Below are 22,915 nucleotides of genomic sequence, written 5' to 3'. Positions count from 1 at the left end.
CAAAGTCAATGAGTACACTCGCCAGTTTAAACGTCATGATCGGCGGCAACAGTGTTGCCCTACGAAAAGAGCTAACCCGCACTAGTAAACGTCTTCAAGAGTTTTCAAAAAACGCCCGCAAAAATATTAATAAATATGGTAAAGCGGGCGTTGTTGCCGGGGGTTTAGTTGTGGGCTCTTTGCTTGCTATCTACAAACAGCAAGCAACTGTGATCGACCAAACAGCAAAATATGCTGACAGTATCGGCATTCAAACTAGCGCCTTGACTGAATTAAGGCATGCAGCTGGTTTGTCTGGGTTAAGCGTTAAAGACCTCGATAAAAGTGTAGAAAACCTTACACGGCGAGTAGCAGACGCCGCTTTTAAAGGTACAGGCCCATTAAAAGATACCCTCGACGCGCTAAAAATAGATGTAAATGAGCTAAATAAACTCAAACCTGATCAGCAACTAGGTATTTTAGCCGATGCATTATCAGAGGTATCAAGCCAATCAGAGCGAACACGTATCGCTTACGAGTTATTTGGGCGTTCAGGCATTGGCATGCTTAAGCTGCTTGAAGGTGGCAGCGCAGGGTTAAATGCCATGCGCAATGAGGCGCAACAACTTGGCTTAAGCCTAAACCGTATTGATGCCAATAAAATCGAAATGGCCAATGATAATATTGCCCGCGCTGAGTCTGTCTGGGGCAGCTTTAGCCAGCACTTGGCAACAGAAGCCGCGCCCGTTATAGGCTCACTAGCTGAATTATTCCTAGAAAACGCCAAGCAAGTTGGCGGCATGGGGAGTTACGCAGCTGACACCGTGGGTGTGTTGGTAAAAGGTGCTGGGTTCGTTGGTAATGCCTGGCGTGGCATACAAGTTATTTGGCAAGGTTTAAAAGTCAGTTTTCAGGGCTTAAAGCTACTTACTATTGAGGGGTTAAACCTCATGAGTAAAGCTTACACGGCGTTTGCCGAAGGGGTGGTAAAAACAGTTATTCTACCGCTACAAAAAGCCCTCGATTTAGCCGGTTACTTAAATGATGATGCGGCAACACTTGCGGCTGATCTGCGAGAGCTAACCACATTTGAACCTATTACGCTGTTTGATGAAGCGCAAACAAATCAAGCGTATATTGAAGCCCGCGAAGCAACGGCCAAACTGCATGAGCTAATGCTAGAGCCTATCCCCGCGCAAAATATCGATGCATGGTATGCAGAAGTTAAAGCCCGCTTTGATTCACTGGCTCAAACCTATGTAGGTGGTCTTAATTATAACAGTGGCAATACAGGCGGTGGGGATGATACCCCAACTAAAGAGCAAACGAACCCATACGCAGCACAAATTGCTCAAGCACAAGAATATTACGCTGTTCGTCAGTTAATGCGCGAAAACGATTGGACAGAAGAAAAAGCCCAACTGCAGGTGCAATTAAATGAATACGCAGAAGCCAATGCAGCCCGCAAACTAACAGATGATGAATACCGTTTGCTATCAAAGCAAGCAACAGAGCTTTATCAGGCTGAGCAGCTAGAACAACACCAAGGGTTTTTAGCACAGCTGCAAGAACAAGTGCAGTTGACAACTGAAAACTTCGATACGATGTGGGGCAATACGTTTGATCGCTTCACACAAGGTGTCGGTGAGTCAGTTGCCAATGCTGTTATGACACAGCAAAGCTTTGCTGACTCAATGCGCGATGTAATGCGCGGCGTGCTGCGCTCTACTATCGCCGCATTAGCTGAAATGGGTGCAAAGCGTTTAGCGCTATGGGCCACAGAAAAGCTATTAAATAAAGCGACTGCGACCAGTGCTGCCACCACAATGACAACCAGCGCACAAGCAATGGCATTAACGGCAGGTCTAAATGCCTTTGCATCAACTGCAGCTATTCCAATTGTGGGCCCAATTTTAGCACCTGGCGCAATGGCCGCTGCGCTTGCTGTATCGCAACCAATGGCCATGGCAGTGGGTGGTATCTCTGCGGGCATGGTTGGTATGGCGCACAGCGGTATTGATGCGGTACCAACCGAGGGTACGTGGTTACTCGACAAGGGCGAACGTGTCTATACAAACGAAAGCGTTGATAAACTCGACAGAATGTACGAGATCATTGCAAACCGAAGTGGCGATGATGATCAGGGCGTTGGTGCCCGCGAGGTGCATATTTCCCCTAAATTTTACATTGAAAACAACACCAATGACGCAATGACAGAGTGGTTTGACAACAACATAAACCGCATCGCTCAAAAGCTGCAAGACGTTATCGATATTCCACATTAATAAAAATAAGGCTGTTCAATGGCAACGTTCCCAGAGCAATTTATATTGCCGCAAAAATTGCGTATTCGCAGCTTAGACAGCACTCAAACAGACCCAACACTGGGCGGTATTAGCAATAAAAACCGTATTGCTTATCGTCATCGATGGGGCTTTGATATGACCACCCCAAAACTTAATTACGAAAGAGCCATGGCGCTTTATGCATTTATTTGCTCGATGGGTGGTCGCTTTGGTGTGTGCACAATGAAAAACCCGCTCCCTCAGTTGGGGGCCGGTGCTGATAATGCGCTCGTTCGTACCAGTGCTGAACAAGGCGATACAACCACCGCGCTATATGCCATGAATAACAACGTGCTTGGTGCATTGAAAGCGGGTGATTACATTCAGTTTGATAATCACACCAAAGCTTACATGGTAACAGCAGTGCTTAACACCAATGGTGTAGGGCAAGGTACGGTAAGTTTTACGCCTAATTTACGTGTTGCTGTGCCAGCGGGTACACCCATGAAATCGGGCAGCAATGTGCATTTTAGTCTTGAACTTAAAAGCGATGATCAAGACATACAGCACCGTGCAGACACCGATCGCGAGGTGGCAATTAAAGTAGAGTTTGAGGAATACATTAATGATTAGTTTAAATCCCGAACTTAAACAATTATTAAAAGGCCCACACACCACTGCTTTGTTACTTACGGTGCATTTTTCCACCCCGTTTAGAGCAACAAACAGCGGTGCCAGCTTAAAGCACAACGGTGCCACATTCGTAAAGGGCTATTGGTCTGATGAGGGCATACGAACCGAGCAGCAGGGGAGCCCCAAGGTGGGTGAGGTACCCATCACCTTAAAAGCAATTGATAGCGCCATTTCGGCGCTTTTTTTTTCTGAAAATTGGCTAAACACCCCCGTTACAGTTGAAAAAGCATGGCTAAACAGCGATGGAAAAATTGCCTTTACGCAAGTTATTTACAAAGGGCTTATTGCTGAAAAGGGCGGCGAAGAATCAGAAAAAACAGCCAATATCACCCTAAAATCAGCCTCTATCTGGGCTGACTTCGAAGCGGCTAGAGGCCGCAAAGCCACTCATAAATCCCAACAGCTTTTTTACCCAAACGACATGGGTATGGAGTTTTCGGGCAGCGTTATTAGCGATATTCCTTGGGGTCGCGAAGGTAAAAGCCCTGCCATTTCTTCGGCGGGGCGCGGTAATCGTGGTGCGACTGAGCAGCAGGAACAAAAATGAGCTTATTCTCAAAGTTAAGACACTTCACAACTAAATTAATTTTAAACTGGTTAAACCCAGAGCCAGATCGCAGCGGCCAAGGCACAAACGTAACCAAGGCCAGCTCAGAAAATCATATACCTGTTGTATATGGCACGCGTGAAGTTGGCGGCACAATTGTGTTTATGAACACAACGAACCCAGACGATGGCGATGATGTAAAAAACGACTTGTTACATCTTATCGTTGTCTGGTGTGAGGGTGGCATCGATGGCGTCGAAGATCTTTGGCTTAATAAAATCTCTATTAACGACAGCAAATTTGACGCAAAAGACGGTGGTCGCTGGGCTCATGCCGTGCATTTCCCTAATGGCATGGGTAACTATACATACTCATATTTAAAAGAAGCCGGTTGGGATGCTGCAAGTAAAAATCATAAGCTGCAAGGTTTAGCCTGTTCGTATATTCGTCTTGAATGGAGCATTGCAGACGACGCGCCGTTTACTGGCGTGCCTGATCTTACGGCCATTATTCGTGGTAAAAAAGTAAAAAACCTACACACAGGGGCTGTCGAATACAGCGAAAACCCAGCGTATATTTTGCATGATTACTTAACCGCCAAAATTTACGGTAAAGAATTAGCAGCCAGTGAAATTTACCTGCAGTCGTTTAAAGATGCTGCGACAGTGTGCGACACTTTAGTGCCTCAATATCAAGGTGCTAGCGAAACACAAAAGCTGTTTACTTGTAACCAGGTGATAGACACCGCGCAAAGTATTCTCGATAACGTCGAGCTGCTTGGTAAAAGCATGCGTGGCATTATTCCTATCATCAATGGCCAACTGCACTTAATCATTGAGCAAGATGAGCCAGTTACACCAGAAGGGCTGAGCGAACGCGATTTTAAATCAAAGATCCAGTACAGCAGCGGTGGCAAAAACAAACGTTATAACCGCGTTATTGTTGAATACATCGATAAAGAAGCGCTTTACTCTGAACAAGATGCTATCTACCCAGAAAAAGGTAGCGAACTAGAGCAGCAATGGCTTGCTGCAGATAACGGCGTATTGCTAGAACACCGTTTTAAAGTATCGGCCTGTACTAATTACTACGAAGCCCGCCAAATGGCCCGTGTGATTGCGATGCTTAGTCGCGAATCACTAAACTTTACTGTAACCGCAAGCCCTATTGCATTGCAGTACACCGTGGGTGATATCGTACCGATCACCGTTAAAAAGTTGGGGTGGGATGAAAAGCCATTTCGATTAATCAAAAGTAACTTGCAAGATAACGGCGATTATAAGCTCACATTTAAAGAGCACCAGCCGTACATTTACAATTGGTTAAGTGGCGTTGTTCGCCCACCAATCCCCGATTCAAACCTACCAAACCCGCGCCAAGTCGCAGCGCCAACAGAGTTAACAGCCACGGCCCTTGATGATGGCCATGTGAAAATTAGTTGGGTGTCTGCTTATACGTACTTTGATGTGCAAATTTACCGTAACAATACGCTTATTAAGCGCACCGTTACGCCACAGCCAGAGTATATCATTACCGACTTAGACGCGGGCAGTTTTGAAATTGATATTCGTGCTCGCTCGAATATGGGGTACCACAGCGAATTTGTCACATTGTCGTTTGATGTGCTTACACCTGGCGAACCTATTGTAAGCATTGACTCTGCAACCTATAACACATTGGTGCTAAGTGCGCGTGTGCTGGGTGCGGGGTTAGGCACAACGTTCGAGTGGCAATTTTTAGGTACCAACGACAACCCACGAACCGAGGTTAACACCCATTCGGGTTATAACTATACGTTTACAGGGCTGCAGCCTGATACCGAATATAACTTTAAAGTACGTACAAAAAACGTGGCAGGTGTGAGCCCTTGGGTTGCTGTGTCTGCATCTACCACTGTGGCTGACTTTGCTGAGTACATTGCAGATCTAGAAATTAGCCAGCTAAGCCAAGAAGCGCAAAACCTGATCAGCGATATTAATCAGCAGGTTGACCGTTTACGCCCAGAAACCGAAAACAACTTACCGTCATTGATTGCAAAGAACATTGATGCGATCACCGGCTTAACAGAAAAAGTCGAAGTACTCGACGCAGAAAACCCAAATAGCATACCGTTTAAGATTGATCAGCTAGTCGATATTGTTGATGTAATTAATGCAGAAAACCCAAATAACTTACAAAGCCAACTAGCGCAATCAACAAGCAAAATTAATGATTTAGAGCGCATTACTCAAGTACTCGATGCCAGCAGTTCGGCAAGCTTGCCCGCGCTTATTAAAATCAATCAAATTGCTATCGAAAAACAGCGATTAGAGCAGCAAAACTTAGGTTTAAGTGTATTAAATGTAACATCGTCTTATACAAACTGGCGTAACGAATACGAGCGCAGAACGTTAGATAATGAGCGTTTAATTGATGCCGCCGCGTATGTTGATCCTGACACGGGCACAATTGTAAACCGTGCCTATGCATACACAGACGAAAGCTTTAATAGTGCTCAGCTGCTAATCGAGGGCGCAGAAAGCAAAATCACATTAAACGCTAAGCAAATTGCTCAATCGCAAAATCGTATAACGCAAGCAGAAGCAACGTTAAAACTGCAAGCAGGGCAAATCACTCAGCGCGCAACATATGCAGAAGTAGAATCACAAATTGCAGGGTCACTCGCAGCATTACAACCTGCGTATAGCTGGCAATTTAACACAAATGCAGAGGGCTTTACGGGTGTAGATAGCCACAATGCACAAGGTTATATTGTCGCATCAAGCCAAGTGGCCACACCTGCGATCAGCTATGACGCAACAGAAAATCCAATGTTTCGTATTCGTGTGCGTAAACATGTGGGTGCAACCTGGCGCGGTGATATTAAATTCAATGGTGGTACCACTGCTTTACACTTACCAGAGCCCGCAAGCGACGAGTGGGAAACGTTAAACATAGATGCAACTGGCACAGCGGGTTACGCAGGTACAATCACAAGCCTTGAGTTTGATTTAGGCTCATGTGACATTGATTTTATCGAGGTGGGCAAACGTGGCGCCAATGATTTAGCCTTAGCTGATATCACAGCACGTACAACAACCCTTGAAAATGATATCAATGCGCGTACTGGGATCATGGCGCAGTACGCAACAACGGCATGGGTTAATGCGCTTGGTTTTCAAACGCAAAGCAACGTGCAAGCGTTAATTGACTCGTTTAATACCCAATACAGCATTAGTGCGGTACTGCAAGAGTTTGCAGATAACAACACCATCTTAAAAGCCAATGCTGCGCAAACGTGGATCGACGGCGCTAACGCGACCATACGCGAGCAAGTAAACAGTATTTTAAACACTGAAAATGGCGTCAATGATCGCATTGCCACTGCAGAGCGAAGCTTAGACGCAATTAAAGGTGAAATCAGCCAAAGCGTTAGCCAAATAAGCGGCCTTGAGCTCAATGTAAAAGAGCAAGGCTTAGCTGATATTATCCACGCCTATAATCAGCTGCAGCAAGATAACGACTTAGCAGAGCAAGGTTATAGCTTGTCAGTGGCCACAGAAAAGTTAACCGCTGTGACCAATGATGTTGAGTCGCTAGCGACTCAACAATTAGAGTTAGCCGGTGCCTTTGCTCAAAACCAAGCGTATTTAACAAGTCTAAACCAAGCGTTTGCAAATGAGCGTACAGCCCGTAGTAGCTCAGAGCGTGAATTGCGCGCCGAAATCACCCGTGAAGGTCAACGTTCTGTTGCTCAAGCTAACGAGCGACTAGCCGCGACAGTTGGTTATTGTATTGATGCCGACGGCAATCTGGTTGATGAAGCCGATGCAATGGCGTGTATTGCTGCGGGCCATGAGTGGATTGATGGCCCATTGGTTGAGCTTATCAATGAATATACCGCAACGTATGTAAATAAGCAGGGTTTTCAAACTGCCTCGAATGTAGAGCAGTATATCAACACGTTAAATGCTGAGTTCGGCGTAACAGCGACTATTCAGCAAATTAACGATGAAGGTGTGATCACTGCAGCCAAAGAAGCGCAGCAATGGATTAACGCCGCAGACGGCACTATCACCGATCTGATCACGCAGTACGTCAATAAACCCGATGGCATTAATACCAGCATTAGTTTTGCCTATGATCTTATCCAAGCCAATGCTGATGAAATCAGCGCAACAGCGAATGCACAGCAACAGTTAAGCGCCCGCTTTAACCAAGCTGAATCAGATATCAACACATTTAACGAAGCGCTAACCAATGAGCAGCAAGCCCGTGCAACCATGGGTTCGCAGTTACGTGTAGAGTTTCAATCGCAAGATTTGGCAATGCTTGCCACGGCTAACGAGTTTACCCGTGCAGTAACAGGGTACTGCATCGATGCTGAGGGCAATCGTGTTGATGAAGACGATGCCATTGCATGTGAAGCAGCGGGCCATACATGGGTTGACGGCCCAGCCGTGCAACGCGCTGTTGAAATCAGTGCTGCATGGGTCACGCTGCAAGGGTACCAAACGCAAAGCAACGTACAACAAAGCATTAATTCGTGGGATGCATCGTATGGCGTAACAGCGACCATTCAGCAAATAAACGATGACGATGTTATCACTGCAGCCAAAGAAGCACGTTCGTGGATCAATGCTGCAGAGGGCACAATTGAAGATGTGATCACGCAGTACGTTAATAAGCCCGATGGCATTAATACGAGCTTAAGCTTTGCTTATGATCTTATCCAAGCCAATGCTGACGAACTAAGTGCTGCAGCGACAGCACGCCAACAGTTAAGTACGCGATTAGAGGGTGCCGAAGCCGACATAATCACCACGAACGAAGCACTAACGACAGAGCAACAAGCCCGTGCAACCATGGGTTCGCAGCTGCGTGTAGAGTTTCAATCGCAAGATTTGGCAATGCTCGCCACGGCTAACGAGTTTACCCGGGCAGTAACAGGGTATTGCATCGATGCTGAGGGCAATCGTGTTGATGAAGACGATGCCATTGCATGTGAAGCAGCGGGCCATGAGTGGATTGATGGCCCAGCCGTGCAACGCGCTGTTGAAATCAGTGCAGCATGGGTCACGCTGCAAGGGTTTCAAACGCAAAGCAATGTGCAACAGCAGCTTGATACATTCAATTCAACGTATCAAGTAAGCGCAACGCTTGAGCAATTTGCAGGAAATAACACACTACAAAAAGCTAATAATGCGCAGTTGTTCATCGATGGCGCCGAAGAATATATTGCCCAGCGGATCACTGCATACAATGCCCAAGAAGGGAGCGTAAACGCCAAGTTTAGTGATGTGCAACAGCGACTTGATGCCGCCGAAGGGTCTTTATCAACCAGCATTGTGCAAATTCAAGGGTTAAGCCAAGCGCAGCAAGCAAGCGATTTAAACGCTGTGATTGCAGCATACAATGCACTTATTAGCGAAAATGAATTAGCTGAACTTGATGTTAAAGCAGCGCTTGCAAACGAAAAGCTGCAAGCTCAAACAAACGAAGTTGAAAGCCTGGCGCAGCAGCAGATTGAACTTGCCACGCTATTTAACGACAGCAAAGCAATTATTACGAGCTTAAACCAAGCTGTATCGAGTCAATACCAATCGAGCGTAATACGTGATCAGCGCTATCAAGCAACGTTTGAAAATGTGAGTGCACGCTTTAGTGATGTAACAACGGCCATTGCAACAATTGACGAAGCGAACACACTTCGCGATCAAGAGTTCGAATCGTTTGTTGCTGACACTATTGCTCAGTTTGATGAAGTGGCCGAAACCTTTGCAAGTCAAGATCAGGCCTTTAGCACCCTGCAGCAAACGCTGACAGCAAAAATAAATGAAGACACCGAAGCCGCCAAAAACGAAGCCGTATCAACCGCCCAACAATACACACGTACAGCGGTTGGTTACTGCGTAAATGCCCAGGGGCAAATCACAAGTGAAAGCGATGCGGTGCAATGCGTAACTGATGGTGGAACATGGCTTGCTGGCCCACTTGCTGAGTACATCGAAAACTTACAAATTAGTGATGGTGAAAGCACAGCAAGCATTAAGCAAATACGCCAAGTTTTTACCAAGGAAAATGGCCAATTGGTAGCGCGTGGTGGTTGGACACTCGACAACAACGGGCGCATTGTTTCCATCGCCGGTTATAACGATGGTGAAACTGGCCATATCGATATTGGTGCTGATCTACTTCGCTTTGGTGTTGTGGTAGATGGTACGTTCGTGCCAACGTCATACATTGATAATGCCGATCCTGCGAACCCTGTTCAAGTTATCCGTGGTCGCTTAGTGCTTGGTGATGGCCACACGGTAAACAGCTTAGAAGATATCAAGGCACAAGATGGCTTAGGTGCCTTTAACTTAACGTATGATTCGGGAGAATGGACGCTAGAAAACGGGCGCATCACCAGAACAAATGCGGGTACAGCTTGGGATAGTGGCTTTAGCACTGTTGAGCAATACACTAACGTTGTAATGTCTGCAAAAGTAGCCTCAAACCAAGTTATCATGCTTGGTTTAAGTGCTAACGCCAGCGCGGGCGATTACACCAAAATGGACTACGCGTTATATGCATCGAACGGTACGTTACATGCTTATGTAGGCGGCACGAAAGTGGCTAACGCCATTGGTTCGCATGATGGCGGTGCCGTGTTATCAGTAGAGTTATCGAATGGTGTGGTGTCATTTTTAAAGAATGGCCAAACACTTTTCACCGCTACAAATACCACCAACTTAGCATTGCGTGGCGATGTTGCCATTTATCAACAAAATGGGTATATCGACAACTTTAGCTTTGCCCCAAAAGGCGCAGTTGGCCAAGACGGAAAAACCCCAACAGTTACCCAAAACCCTGATGGGTCTTACACCATTAGCAATGGCACAGACAGCGTTACTATTCGCGATGGTGAAAATGCCCCAATCCCAACCGTAACGAATAATGGTAATGGTACCTACACGGTAACAGATGGTAATGGTAACAGCGTTGTTGTTAGTGATGGCGAAGACGGTTACACCCCCGTAAAGGGCACTGATTACTTTGACGGTAATGATGGCAGCTTTGTTAGTTACGTATTTAAAGCGGCTACATCTAAGCCATCAACACCATCAGGCGGTTCATTTAATGGAACAACCGAAACCTTCCCAAGCGGCTGGAATGACACCCCTGTCTATGTAAACGGCCAGATCACATGGGTATCTAAAACGCGGTATCGCATCGTAAACAATACGTGGACCAAAACGGGATGGTCTTCACCTGTTGAGTACATCATTCGTGGTGAGAAAGGCGATAAAGGTGACAGCGTAAAAGGTGATGCTGGCGCAAGGGGAGCGGGCCGTTATACCGTTGCCAACTCTAACGGCGTTTGGTACGACAGCACGGCATGGTATGCAGTTCCAAGTGGTGGTCCCGTATTAAATGACATTGTAACGATTTATAAATCCTCAAACCCAGAAGTTCAAACCACAAAGAGATATAACGGTAGTTCGTGGGTAAGCTATACCCTATATGTGCATGGTGATGCTTTCATAAAGGGCACGGCTGATGGAGATATTTTCCGAGCGGGTACCCGCATTGAATCACCCCGTATTGATTTAATTGGTGGTGCGTTCATGAAAATTGAACTTGCCAGCGGCTTTGGCCCAGACAATCTGTGGTACTGGTATGGGCCTAAGATCATGAGCGGCGGTTTACCAAACCTTGACGCGCTAACAAAAGCGAACGGTATCGAATGGAAAGACACAGCCGGTAACGCGTATTTTGGTGGTGCGATCACATCAGGTGTACTCAGCACTGCCCTAACAACGTCTGATTTATCATCTTCTGCAAACGTCACAATAGGCCCGTTTGGCTCTAATGGTGGCGTGATTGATATTGTCTGTTCGTTAATGGCGTCATCCAGAGGGGCAGGTCGTAGTGATACAGCGGCCCCGACACCATCAGAACCCACTTATACAATCGTGCTTTATGAGTATGTGTCAGGTGGGTGGGTTACTCGCAAAACGCAGCACTTTACGGGCGAGTCGAGCATGCGAAACACCTATGAGGCAGAAGATGGTAAGTATCATTGGGTTGGCACTCAAAGCTGCTCAGGATCATTCACTTACACCGACAACAAGCAAAACACCACAAATAGAACTTACAAACTTGCAATAACTAGTCGAAGCAATCTAGCGACAACGGGTAGTTATTCTGCAACCCAAAAATTAACTTTAGTATCTCAAGAGGGCTAAATCATGCCAGCATTTACGGCTTCACAAGCCAGTGTTACAAACAACTCAAAAGTTGTGCAAATCAATAGTGGCGAGAGTATCGCCAATGTAAACAGCGGTGACTTTTTAGTCCTTGCAGGTTTTATTATTGAAATTAACCGCGCGTATGTAGGCGGCGATGGCAAAGGCTATTTTGAGCTAGTTAAAAACTGGCCAAACAGCAACCAAACCAACCAAGAGTGCATCGTTATACCCACAACCGGCGAGTTCAAAAAAGCTGTTGATGCGCTCACAAGCGCTAATGTGTTAGTGAACGATAATTTTAAAGCCATGCAAGATTGGCAGACTAAAACGGGTACCGTCACGTTTACCAGCCAAGACGGTACAACCACAACCGTTAAAACCCTCAAGCAGATTGAAAATGAAGCCCAAGCACAAATGGATGCAACGCACCCTTACGCTTGGGCTTTTAGAAAGGCTGCAATGGATGCATACATAAAATCAGCTAAAGAACGATTTGCTGCTTCGGGTTTCATCCACAAAGGCAAACATAACGGCACCAATAGCAATAATGTAAATCAAGGTCTTCAAGCGTTTGGTAGCTTCACTGTTGAAAGCCAAGCAAATCTGTTGCTACTAGGTCGAAATAAGAAAGAGGCAAGCTCTGACGCCATTTCAAAAACAGATTACCCTGTATTAAATATGGCGGGTGTAGCGATTAAATTAGGCTTACAACAAAGTTTTGATTATCACTATGCCGCTGCAAAGTTACCACCTGCAGAAGAAGGCTTAAGAACGTATGACTCGGCCACCGGCTTAAGTACCTTGCATGCAACCCCTGCAATTGCATTTGCTAGTGAAACAGAAACCAACAAGGTTGTTATTGACCGTGAAGATATGTGGGGGTTTGAGTTATTTCTTCGTGAAATAAATGACCAAGACCCTTTTGTATATCGTTGGGGTAACTGCCAAAACCGTTCGGGTAATATTAACGGCGTACCAACAGAGTACGACACTGTTAGACCTGCCGAGTACTTTGCATGGTATAAGGGCGATACTGAAAGCCGTGGTGTTGGCGTAAATTGGCAACAGGCTACAGAGAGCGAACGTAAAAAGATTGCCTCAGATTTTGACAATTTAATTTTCTTTGATGACCAAACAGGTAAGTTTTATCAGTGGACGCTTCGCGGTGTATCATACGCGGGCGCGGGTAATGGTAGTTGGCTGCAACTCGATACTAACAAGGGCACCCGTCAAGATTTAGCCTTTGCTGATATGGTTAGAGTAAAACCACGCGGTAAACAAGACGACATACCAGACCACTTAGCGGCTTGGAACTCACCAGATGCTAACTCAGGATTTTATATCAGCAATCGATACGGTAACGGTGTAATTCATATTGAAAATGAACAAGGTATTTTCGAAGCGAATATTGGTAACGGCACATCACCATTTTCTGCAGGTGGCCACAACGGCCATTGTTATTTATTAGTATGTGGCACTGTTCGTCGATTAAACGCAGGTGGTCATCACCCTAGCCTTAACCCTATGGGTACCAGGATGTTTATATCGTCATCCCAAAATGCAGGGGTGCACTGGGACAGGCCTCTTTATAAAAAACCGCTAACAACTGCAGATTGTTTTGATATTGGAACTTTAACATCGGGCGCAGCCGTAGCAACTGGCTCAGGTAAAATTATCTCAGGCTTGAGTGGTCGAAAAGATGGTCGTTATTTCGATGCTATTTATGCTGAAGGCCAAGGTGGTGTAGCAAGGGATATGCGCTATTCTGCTTGGGGCTTAACTAAAAAGGACTTTTGCGAAGCAGATTTGCGATACAAAGCAGGTTCAGAGCGCGGGTTAGGTTACGTACCGTTCACCAAAGTATATCAATCAGCTACCAGCGCCGATAACAACACCTACATTGATTTCCTGAATGATGAAGCTACAAACTTTAAAGTTGGTGATGTTGTTTATTGTGAGACTGCGACAGGAACATATAAAAAAGCCATTGTTACACGTATAGGTGAAAAGTTTGTCCAAACTACAACAAACAATGGTTGTAAACCTAACGGGCTTGTTGTTCACACCACAAAATCATTAACGCGTGTTGGTGGTTACTTTTTATGTAACGATGTATTTGCTGATCCTGCTGATATCCTTCAGTGCACAGATTTAGTTAATGGTTGGCAAGGTGGTTGGTGTGAACAAATACCAGATGGAACGGTGAAATTGTTTAAATTCACCCACCCAGTTAACGGGTTAGACAAATACTTTAAATCTTGGCGTCACAGTGCTGATTTAGGTGTTACGTGGTCTGAAACCTCATACGCTGACTTATCAGGCAAAGACGGTGTAAATAGCGGCCGTTATTTCACCCCAACGGCAGGAACAGTTCACATTGCAGAGTATCAAACAAAGAGCCGCTTAACTGTAGCATCTTTAAGGAATGCACCTATAGATTTAGCGAATAGTTTTGGTGTGTTTGTATCTTCAACTTACGATGACCTGTTTGGTAGCGATTTACAGTTTTCATTAACGGGGTTGATTGGTCGTTCAACACTCGAAGACGCAAGGGGCGCAACTATCCCACTTACCCGTCATGTAACCGTGAACAATAACAATGGCCGAATTTATGCCAGCAAACCACCACAGCATGAAGTAATAAACCAGCCAGCCCCAACAAATGATTCTACAGGTGTGAAAGCTTTAGGTTACCCAGTAGAAGTGTCTTCACAAGGTTATATCGAATATGCCTATGCAGCACTTAAGTACTCAAATGGTAGCTGGAATGATAACGGGCTGATTGGTATTGCCGATAGCGAGTCAACACGAACAGACTTCGACGGTAATAGCTTGCCGTTCGGAACACATAATACTTCAGAGGCATTAGGGTGGATGAAAAATGATAAGTAAACTAATTGATTTTGTTGTTCTAAATGAAGACGGCACCGAGCCGTTATTAAATAACGGTTTGCCAGAGCTAAAACCAAGACCCGACACTAAGTTTATCAGCGAGCTTGAGCATTTAATTGCAACGGGCGCTAACTTAGAAATCACAACGCTCTTTGCTGAGTTGGTAAGCTTGGGTGAGCAATGGGATTGGGCTGAACGTTATTACGACTATCTAGTTGAACTAAACGAAGTCGACCAGTACAACGCAAACTTGCCTGACCCTATTCCAACCGAAGACGGCGCATTGATAGAAGTTGAACCCAAAGCGCTACCAACAGAGCCATTGCGCCCTGCAGTAAAAACCTCAGATGAAGTACTCGAACCGTACAAAGTCACCATTTTTAAACTGCAGCGCCAAAGCCAGATTGACAATGCCGTGGTTCAAATTTCAACCGGAAAAACGTTTGATGCCGACGAGAAAAGCATTACACGCATGGCCAACGCCCTTATTAAGCACTGGCAGCTTAACGAAGACGATACTATCCCTTGGTCAACAGCTGATGTGGCCACGGGTGTAATGGTTGAGTGCACAAAGGCCGAAATTGTTGAGGCGCACAGCCTTGCAACCGACCACTTTGCTACAACGTGGGGGATAGACAGTGGCACTGATTAACCCTGTGGCCAATCAGCCTGGCGTGTTTTTAATGCAATGCCCGGGCTGTGAAATGTTGCATGCAATTTACACTCAAGATTGCCCCGACCCAAACCAGCCAAAGTGGGCTTTTAACAACGATGTTAAAAGCCCTACTTTCAGCCCATCGTTACTGGTTCAAGGCCACTACAAAGGGCAAGATTTTGTGTGCCATAGCTTTATTCGTAGTGGTCACTGGCAATTTTTAAACGACTGCACTCATGCATTGGCGGGTAAAACGGTGCCCATGCTTGAGGTTGACTAACAAGGGGCTTATAGCCCCTTTTTTATTGGAGAAACCCATGTTTACCATGCTTAAAACGCTAAGAACCTTGGTTTGCTACTTGTTGAGTGGTTTATTATTTATTTTGCCTTTTACTCTGCTTGCCTTATTGGCATTACTTGGCAGTAAATGGGCCTTTAACAGCTTGTATAGCTTAGATGTGCTTATTTGCAGCATTTGCCACGGTACGCACCTTGAGTCTATTTCGGCCCGCAGTTATAGGCTACGAAACGATAAGCGCTATTTATACCAAATGCTTTTTATTGATTTGTTAGCAAAGCCGTTTGATGGGGCCGATCACTGTGAGCGTGCATGGCGGTGGGAAAAGTCAGTAATTAAGCGCCCTTAAACCCGCCTAAAAAATAAGCGTTTGATCCTTTGTTGCGATCTTTACATTGCGCAATACACGTTATGTGTTATATTGATCACATCTCACAAGGTGAGTGTGAATTGGAGAGGTTAAACCTGCGAGTAGCCGCCCGCAGGTTTGTTGCTTACGTACGAGCATGAACGCAAACAAGTGTTTATTGTATGTAGCCCGCCAAAATATAGCAAGTAAACGAGCATATAGATGTCGCAAAACAATAAAAACAACGGGCTTTTGTACTGTAATCGCGTACAAAATCCGAATCCAAATTACGAGGTACCAAAAACGCACACCACACGGTTAGCGTTTATTCGTGATCTGGTTGTTAAGTGCGACCAAGTGAACATCGTTAAAAGCGATGAAGCCGTTTACATGCGTCCAGCCCTTTCACGTAACAAAATATTCTACCCTGACCGCGAAAAAGCCATGCGAGCATTAGCAAAAGCATTTTGCGAGCATGTAAACCTAGTTACCCACCAAGTACAAATTAGCTTAACAAATGCTGCAAATCAGTGTGGCTTAAGTACGATTAGCCAAGCTGAGCAAGAAAAAGCTAAAGCCGACCCCACATACAACCCAAAACCGAGCATTAGCCGCGCAAGCCGTGCGTTTAAAGATATGATCGATCTTGGTTGGATTGTGGCCCGTAAAGATTGGCAAGTATGGGACAAAGATCAGGGCCAATGGCTAGATAAATATTACGAAGTAACTGAGCTGTTTTTTAAAGCGCTAGGTATAACGCCCGAACGTGTCGAAAAGAACCGCCAGAATCGCTTGGCTTACCATAAGAAGAAAGGCGGCTTGCTAGGTTTAACAGTGTCGCAGCTGGGCAATATGTCGTTAAGCGAGATAAAAACATGGTGTCGCTTGTCACATTACCGCCGAGCCTTTGAACGTCTAAAAGATAAACGAGAAATCAGCAAGGCTAAGCGCAGAACCTTAACTAAAACCCCACAACAGCAACGCGACATAGCGCAGCAAGTCGTTATTAAGCGTTTAGGCCAAGACCTTAACCATACCCCAATCGAAGTATTTAAAGCGCTAGTAAACCAAGAGGTTGCAAAAATGCGCAGCCAAGCGGGCTATTCACCCCCTGACACCATCGCCAGTTAATTAACCACCACGCATAAGCGTGGCTTTTGTCGTGCTTTATAGGGCATTACAGCGCCGATCTTGGCCATGATCGCCCTACCCCAACCTTTTAGCTCCCACCCTTTTCTTATTCGCTACCTGTTTTCACTCTACTTTTAGACCTATTTCTTTACTTATACATTTAAAGTGCAAGGCTGAATTGGTCTAAAGTGCTATCAGCGTGGTTTAAAGTGCAAAATTATCTTCTAACTAATAAACAGCTATATAACTTATACGCACAGCAAGCTGTGTATAAGGAAATCCGCTTCGATGGGCTATCGCCCATGGCGGTATAGTTTAATGAGGTTGCCCCACTTCGCAGCAAAGCTGCGGGGGCTCCCAAGCCCCCATCTGACAGATTAGCGCTTAAATAAGCACTGAGGGGCGTTAAGCTCAAACAATTATTGGTCTATCAAAGGGGGCATCAAAATCTGTGCCTAGCTTCGCACAGTGCGCCCATTTGCATTTTTAAACAGGTTTAGATGGTTTGGGCTTATCATGCGCAAGCGCATTGAGTGCTCGCTTATTGCTGCTGTGCTAAATGAGCCGCTGTTGTGTATGTAAGTCCGATATTATTAAAGCGTGACAAGTCACAGTAATTATGGGAATTAGCTTAACTTTAAATAGTGATTTGGTCGTGTTGTGGGAATTGGCTTAACTATTGGTTTAACGCTGCAAATTAAGCGCCAGTGGCAGCACTGATTGTGGAAATTAGCTTAAGTTAACCTTGCGGCTAGTAAGTACCTGGCATAATAAGGCGCCAATTATGGGAATTAGCTTAACTTTAAATAGGTGATTTGGTCGTGTTGTGGGAATTAGCTTAAGTTTGGGCGCCATCAACAATGGTAAACATGATCTGGTCAACTTTACCGCCCTTTAATTTTGTTGTGTATGCCACGTTTAATGGGGTTTCTTTATTTATGCGTTTTAACGAGGGTTCTATAAAGCTGCGTTTCATTTCTGCAAAGTTATCGCGCTGTGATTCGGGCAGCTGGTAACGATCAGCTATCCATTGCGGGCTACTAATCCACACGCCGCTGCTTCTAAACTGGCAAAGGTTTTCGTATAAGCGAATTGTGCGACTGTTTTTGATGGTACCGCACTCATGCAGATAAAACTTTGTGAATTGCTGCGTCAAACCGATGATGTAAGGTACCAAGCGCGGGTTGAAGTCAACGCGGTAAGAACCTCGACCACGGCGGGCCGCTTTTTCGATTAGCCACGGGTATTCGTGTTCTTCGTATTCCCCATCCTTTGGATAAAACTTAACACTACTTGTGCTTATCTCACTTAAACCCGCCTTAACATCAGCGCTGGCCGTTGGCGTGCTCACGTTAAAGAGTGTTTGGTAATCATTCACGTAAACATTAAACTGACCATCTGTAAATCGAGACTCGATCACATCTTCATTGTTTTTCAACTGGCTAAAGCACATCCACAGCACGCGCTTAGCCTTTAGCGATAAATAATAAGCCGCTTCTGAAATTTCATTTGATTGTGTTATCAGGTTTTGCTTTTTTGTTTTTGTTAGCGCTTGCATTGTGTTGTATGGGTGTTTTATTTTTTCCCCATAGTAGCATAACAACCCTGTTAATAAAGCAATTTAACTTAAGGTGATTCCCATAGTAACTTAAGCTATTTTCCATAATGACTTAAGGTGATTCCCATACTTACTTAGGCTGTTTTCCATAATGACTTAAGGTGATTCCCATAGTAACTAGTTTTAAAGCCTTTATTTATACAGCTTGCAGCCATGCTAAAAAGGTTTAAAAATACTAAAAATAGTAAAAAGGTTTAAAAATACCTTGTGAATAATGGGCATAACATTATGACAGATAGCAATGCAGCGGTTGGGCCAGCTGTAAAACAGTTAAATAAAACACTAAATGATTTACTACTCGATCCTGTTTCTAGTTTTATGGGGCGTGCTTCTGGTAGAAGCATGGAAGGGGTTGGCATATTTGACGGCGATTTATTACTGATTGACCGCAAAGCAACAGTGAAACATAACGATGTTATTGTGGCCACATACAATGGCCTGTTTGTATGTAAAATTGCAGACATGATCAACAATCAGCTTTGCTCAGCAAATCCAGATAACCCACCAATTAAATTAACTGAGCATGATCAATACTGTGTAGAGGGAGTAGTAACAAGCTCTATTCGCTTATTTAGACAACCCACCGAATTGCCCCAAATAAATACTTTGTAGATATTTAATAAATATTTATAAAATACTTAAAATAACACTTTACACCACCCCAAAGGGGCGGTATTATTATCTCGAAGGTCGGGAATGAGTCCATGACCATAATCAGGAGATAATCCATGTTTTACCAACTTTTCAATAAAGAACAGCAAGCAGTTATTTTTGAAGCTGCAGCAATCATTGAAGCAAAAGCAAAAACAACTGCAGCTTTAACTGACCCTTTCACTGCAGCTAAGCTATGTGAAACTAAGTTAGTGACATACGCACACGAAGTGTTTGCAGTTGCATTACTTGATTCGCAAAACCGTTTAATTGAATTTGTTGAGTTGTTTTCAGGCACAATCAATGCTGCAAGCGTTTACCCGCGTGAAGTGATCAAGCTGGTTTTAGCACACAATGCCGCTGCAGTTATCTTTACACACAACCACCCAAGCGGTATTGCTGAGCCAAGCGAAGCTGACAAACACATTACAACAAAGTTAAGCGCTGCACTTCGCTTAATTGATGTAAAAGTACTTGACCACATTGTGGTAGGTACCGAAGGTCACACCAGCTTTGCACAGCGTGGTTTAATTTAACAAAAGGAGCGGGGCCAAGTGGCCCCGACTACAATATGAGTGAATTACATAAACCGTATAACGTTAGTTCAGCGCCCACTACACTTGAGGGTTTTAAAAACCGAACTTTTGCTAACTCGATGGAATCGGGCGAGTTTGAACAGCCTACCCCTGCCGATATACGCGCTTTGCGCTCTATAATGGGTTGGTCACAAACAGACGTTGCAAAAATAGTCGGTGTATCATGGAACCACAAAGGTTCTACTGTTGTTCGCAAGTGGGAAACCGCAACCGATAAACCAGAGCATCGAAAAATAAGTTATAGCGCCTGGCGCGGCTTATTGTGCCGCGCTGGGGTAGTGAGCGAGTTTTAAAATATTTGGTGAATACTTCAAATATATTTATAAAGTATTTTTATGGCTTAATATACACTGTATAGTTGACTGCTAAAGACTACGTAAAGATAATCATCTTAAATGGATTGAGCTAACTCAGTCGGCGTTTGTGCTTCGGTGGAGTCACCGAGGCCGCTCGCTTCCAAATTACCCCGTTTAATAATCCTATTTATCCCCTGTTTAATTATATTTAAAGTCCATAACTACACATTGAGTTGCATGTGCGCTTGGGTGAGACAGGCCCATAATGTGAGTGTATTCACCAGTGCTGTTTGGTAGTAACGCGCTAGGCTCTATTTGCACATAGCGGGTAAGCCATTTATTGCTGCTGTCAAATTCAGTGCATCTAAATTCGATGTTGGCGATAGTGTTTGCGCTGTTATTGTTTAGTGTGAATTGTACTTGCAGTTGGCCGTTATCTAACGTGCTTTGATCAAACGTCATACTTAGCTGTTGCATAATAGTCTGAAATTGACTCGCTTTAACCGGTGCAAGTTGCACCGGTTCTTGTGGTTGTTGCGTACTTAAGTAAACAGCCCCAATAACACCTGCTAAAACTAAATATGTAAAAAGTGAAGTGCGCTTTTTTTCTGCCATGTGATCCTATCCTTAAGTTGTGGCTAATCTTTGATGGTAGCCAATCAGCATCGCGTATGCATCATCTAAATAAACATAAAGTATTCATAAGATACTTATTAAATATTCAATAGATATTCATTAAATATTTTTAACGAAAAAAACAAACCTTCCACTCACTTAAATTTATTGCTGCAAAGTCATAAAGAGCATGCTATAAATACAATCATGGCAACACGTTTTGTGTTATTTTTGTATTTTACTTCGGGGTGTGGGTTGTGATTTTGGATGATGAAATTTCTGTTGATTTTTTTTGTGGTGGCGGTGGCGCTAGTTTGGGCTACGAATGGGCCACGGGTAAACATATTGACTATGCAATAAATCATGATCCTGCAGCCATTGCTATGCATAAAATGAATCACCCATATACAAAGCATACGCGCGAATCTGTTTGGAATGTCGATCCTGTAGCCATGTGCGCAGGTAAAAAGATTGGCTTTGCTTGGTTTAGCCCTGATTGCACGCATTTTACTATTGCGTCAGGTGGCAAGCCGGTTGAAAAAAATATAAGGGCTTTGGCATGGGTTGTTGTTAAATGTGCTTTGCTCGTACAGGTACGTTCGTTTGGCTTTGAAAACGTCAAAGAATTTAAAACATGGGGCCCGTTAATTACAGACGAACATGGTAACTCATACCCTGATCCAGAAAGAAAAGGCGAAACGTTCAATGGTTTTATTGCTGCGCTTACTACAGGCTTAAAGCCTAATCACCCAGCATGGAAAGAGGCCGTTCAATACGCCGACATACAATACAATATCGCTTTAAAGCTAAAGCTATTTAAAGGGCTTGGCTATGACTTAAAACAAAAAGAAATAACGGCATCAAGTGTCGGTGCTGCTACCACTCGCCCACGGTTTTTTATGTTTGGTCGGTTAGATGGTAAGCCGGTTCGCTTTCCAAAAGAGCTGCCAATTGAAAACCAGAGGCCGATATCTGAATGTATTGATTGGAGTTTAGAGGGAGAAAGTATATTCACTCGCAAGCGCCCATTGGCCCAAAAAACACTAAAGCGAATAGAGATAGGTTTAGATAAATTTGTGTTTAATCATCCCGACCCCTTTATTGCTCCAATTCCATTTACAAAAGCTGATCATAGTAAATTAGCAGCATCATTTGTTCTTAAATTAAGGAATGGCTGCGTTGGCCATACGATGAATGAGCCAATGCACACAATAACAAGTGGTGGTAATCATTTTTATGTGGTTAATGCGTTCTTGGTTAAATACTTTGGGACAGCCACCGCACGGCCAGTAACCGAACCCGTTGGTACATTTACAACAAAAGACCGCTATGCATTAGTGACAGTACACAGGCAGCTTTATAAAATTTTTGATATCAAGTTGCGGGTTTTTACGCCTAAAGAGCTTTTCTTAGCAATGGGCTTTAACGAGGATTATAAAATATCACACGATGAAAATGGTAAACCTATTAGTAAATCTGAGCAGGTTAAACGGGTTGGTAATGCAGTAAGCCCATTAATGGCCGAGGCGCTTATAAGGGCTAACCAAGAGTCTGTATATATTAATAGCGAAGTAGCATGACCGTGTTAACCAATAGCGGTGACTTTTTAGAATACCTGGCATGCGTAAGAGAGCGGTACCGTGTTTTTGCTTTACCATCGATACATCGCGGCGAGTTCGACACAACGTATCAAATATATAAAGAAGGGCAGTGGCATGTGATTGGCCGCCACGATCCACCTAATGAGTATCTTATATTTGATTTACTCGGCGTTTACCAACAAAATGACAAAATAAACACTACAAAATGACAAAATATAATGGCAGTTGAATTTAACAGAGTAAAAGAAGGTGAGTTTTTACGCTTACTGAAAACGCGAGCAATCAATAAAGTGATTGCCAATCAAAGCGGCCAACGCAATAAGTTTCATGTTATCGCCATCATTGCTGATACGCAAACAGCGTTTACAGTTCGTCATGGCCGTGTTGACGAACTGCGCACTTGGCGACTTGATCAGCTTGCCGCGCTGTTAAATAAGCATGGCGTAACCAGATTTGATGTTCAAATGAGAGAACTTGATAAGGGCTCTTAAAT

Annotated in this window: 17 protein-coding genes; 15 read left to right on the top strand and 2 right to left on the bottom strand. The window is 44.4% G+C overall.

What is annotated here, in order from left to right; all coding sequences use genetic code 11:
• The first annotated feature begins 8 nt into the window (after positions 1-8).
• The 9 genes from AUR67_RS03010 (at position 9) to repA (ending at position 17,045) form a co-directional block, all read left to right on the top strand.
• Positions 9-2,264, top strand: a complete 2,256-nt coding sequence (locus AUR67_RS03010; protein ID WP_058584071.1) for a hypothetical protein — start codon at positions 9-11, stop codon at positions 2,262-2,264.
• An 18-nt stretch (positions 2,265-2,282) separates the two neighbouring features.
• Positions 2,283-2,897 (top strand): hypothetical protein, encoded by a 615-nt coding sequence (locus tag AUR67_RS03005; RefSeq protein WP_058584070.1) that lies wholly within the window; start codon positions 2,283-2,285, stop codon positions 2,895-2,897.
• A complete protein-coding gene (locus AUR67_RS03000; protein WP_058584069.1) occupies positions 2,890-3,504 on the top strand; it encodes a hypothetical protein in 615 nt (204 codons plus the stop codon). The genes AUR67_RS03005 and AUR67_RS03000 overlap by 8 nt, the downstream gene beginning before the upstream one ends.
• Complete coding sequence (locus AUR67_RS02995) at positions 3,501-11,717, top strand: fibronectin type III domain-containing protein (protein WP_058584068.1); 8,217 nt, start codon at positions 3,501-3,503, stop codon at positions 11,715-11,717. Before AUR67_RS03000 ends, AUR67_RS02995 begins: the two co-directional genes overlap by 4 nt.
• Before the next feature lie 3 nt (positions 11,718-11,720).
• Positions 11,721-14,612 (top strand): hypothetical protein, encoded by a 2,892-nt coding sequence (locus AUR67_RS02990; RefSeq protein ID WP_058584067.1) that lies wholly within the window; start codon positions 11,721-11,723, stop codon positions 14,610-14,612.
• A complete protein-coding gene (locus AUR67_RS02985) occupies positions 14,602-15,264 on the top strand; it encodes a hypothetical protein (RefSeq protein ID WP_058584066.1) in 663 nt (220 codons plus the stop codon). The genes AUR67_RS02990 and AUR67_RS02985 overlap by 11 nt, the downstream gene beginning before the upstream one ends.
• A complete protein-coding gene (locus AUR67_RS02980) occupies positions 15,251-15,547 on the top strand; it encodes a DUF6527 family protein (protein ID WP_082665552.1) in 297 nt (98 codons plus the stop codon). Before AUR67_RS02985 ends, AUR67_RS02980 begins: the two co-directional genes overlap by 14 nt.
• A 37-nt stretch (positions 15,548-15,584) precedes the next feature.
• Positions 15,585-15,914: a hypothetical protein gene (locus AUR67_RS02975; RefSeq protein ID WP_058584065.1), complete on the top strand. Its 330-nt coding sequence runs from the start codon at positions 15,585-15,587 to the stop codon at positions 15,912-15,914.
• A 222-nt stretch (positions 15,915-16,136) separates the two neighbouring features.
• On the top strand, positions 16,137-17,045 hold the full coding sequence (gene repA, locus AUR67_RS02970) for a plasmid replication initiator RepA (protein ID WP_058584064.1): 909 nt from the start codon (positions 16,137-16,139) through the stop codon (positions 17,043-17,045).
• Between the two features lie 838 nt (positions 17,046-17,883).
• On the opposite strand, the gene AUR67_RS02965 is transcribed toward repA, so the two are convergent.
• Entirely contained in the window at positions 17,884-18,603 is a 720-nt protein-coding gene (locus AUR67_RS02965; protein WP_058584063.1) for a RepB family plasmid replication initiator protein, read from the bottom strand.
• A 288-nt stretch (positions 18,604-18,891) separates the two neighbouring features.
• Here AUR67_RS02965 and AUR67_RS02960 point away from each other — a divergent pair, with 288 nt between their 5' ends.
• From AUR67_RS02960 to AUR67_RS02950, 3 genes are all read left to right on the top strand, one after another.
• Positions 18,892-19,275: a LexA family protein gene (locus AUR67_RS02960; RefSeq protein ID WP_058584062.1), complete on the top strand. Its 384-nt coding sequence runs from the start codon at positions 18,892-18,894 to the stop codon at positions 19,273-19,275.
• A gap of 116 nt (positions 19,276-19,391) precedes the next feature.
• Positions 19,392-19,850, top strand: a complete 459-nt coding sequence (radC, locus tag AUR67_RS02955; protein ID WP_058584061.1) for a RadC family protein — start codon at positions 19,392-19,394, stop codon at positions 19,848-19,850.
• A 35-nt stretch (positions 19,851-19,885) separates the two neighbouring features.
• A complete protein-coding gene (locus AUR67_RS02950; RefSeq protein WP_058584060.1) occupies positions 19,886-20,203 on the top strand; it encodes a helix-turn-helix domain-containing protein in 318 nt (105 codons plus the stop codon).
• Positions 20,204-20,404: 201 nt separating this feature from the next.
• Here the strand turns inward: AUR67_RS02950 and AUR67_RS02945 are convergent, their stop codons facing one another.
• On the bottom strand, positions 20,405-20,821 hold the full coding sequence (locus AUR67_RS02945; protein ID WP_058584059.1) for a hypothetical protein: 417 nt from the start codon (positions 20,819-20,821) through the stop codon (positions 20,405-20,407).
• Between the two features lie 257 nt (positions 20,822-21,078).
• On the opposite strand from AUR67_RS02945, the gene AUR67_RS02940 reads away from it, so the two are divergent.
• The 3 genes from AUR67_RS02940 to AUR67_RS02930 are packed head-to-tail and all read left to right on the top strand — an operon-like array spanning position 21,079 to position 22,913.
• A complete protein-coding gene (locus AUR67_RS02940; protein WP_058584058.1) occupies positions 21,079-22,401 on the top strand; it encodes a DNA cytosine methyltransferase in 1,323 nt (440 codons plus the stop codon).
• The gene (locus AUR67_RS02935; protein ID WP_058584057.1) at positions 22,398-22,631 is read left to right on the top strand and encodes a hypothetical protein; all 234 of its coding nucleotides are present in this window, start codon (positions 22,398-22,400) and stop codon (positions 22,629-22,631) included. Before AUR67_RS02940 ends, AUR67_RS02935 begins: the two co-directional genes overlap by 4 nt.
• Positions 22,632-22,640: 9 nt before the next feature.
• A complete protein-coding gene (locus AUR67_RS02930) occupies positions 22,641-22,913 on the top strand; it encodes a hypothetical protein (RefSeq protein ID WP_058584056.1) in 273 nt (90 codons plus the stop codon).
• The last annotated feature ends 2 nt before the right edge of the window (positions 22,914-22,915 follow it).

The sequence above is a fragment of the Pseudoalteromonas sp. XI10 genome, from assembly GCF_001469895.1.
In the GTDB taxonomy this organism is placed as follows: Bacteria; Pseudomonadota; Gammaproteobacteria; order Enterobacterales; family Alteromonadaceae; genus Pseudoalteromonas.
This window is presented reverse-complemented; position numbering and strand designations above follow the sequence as displayed.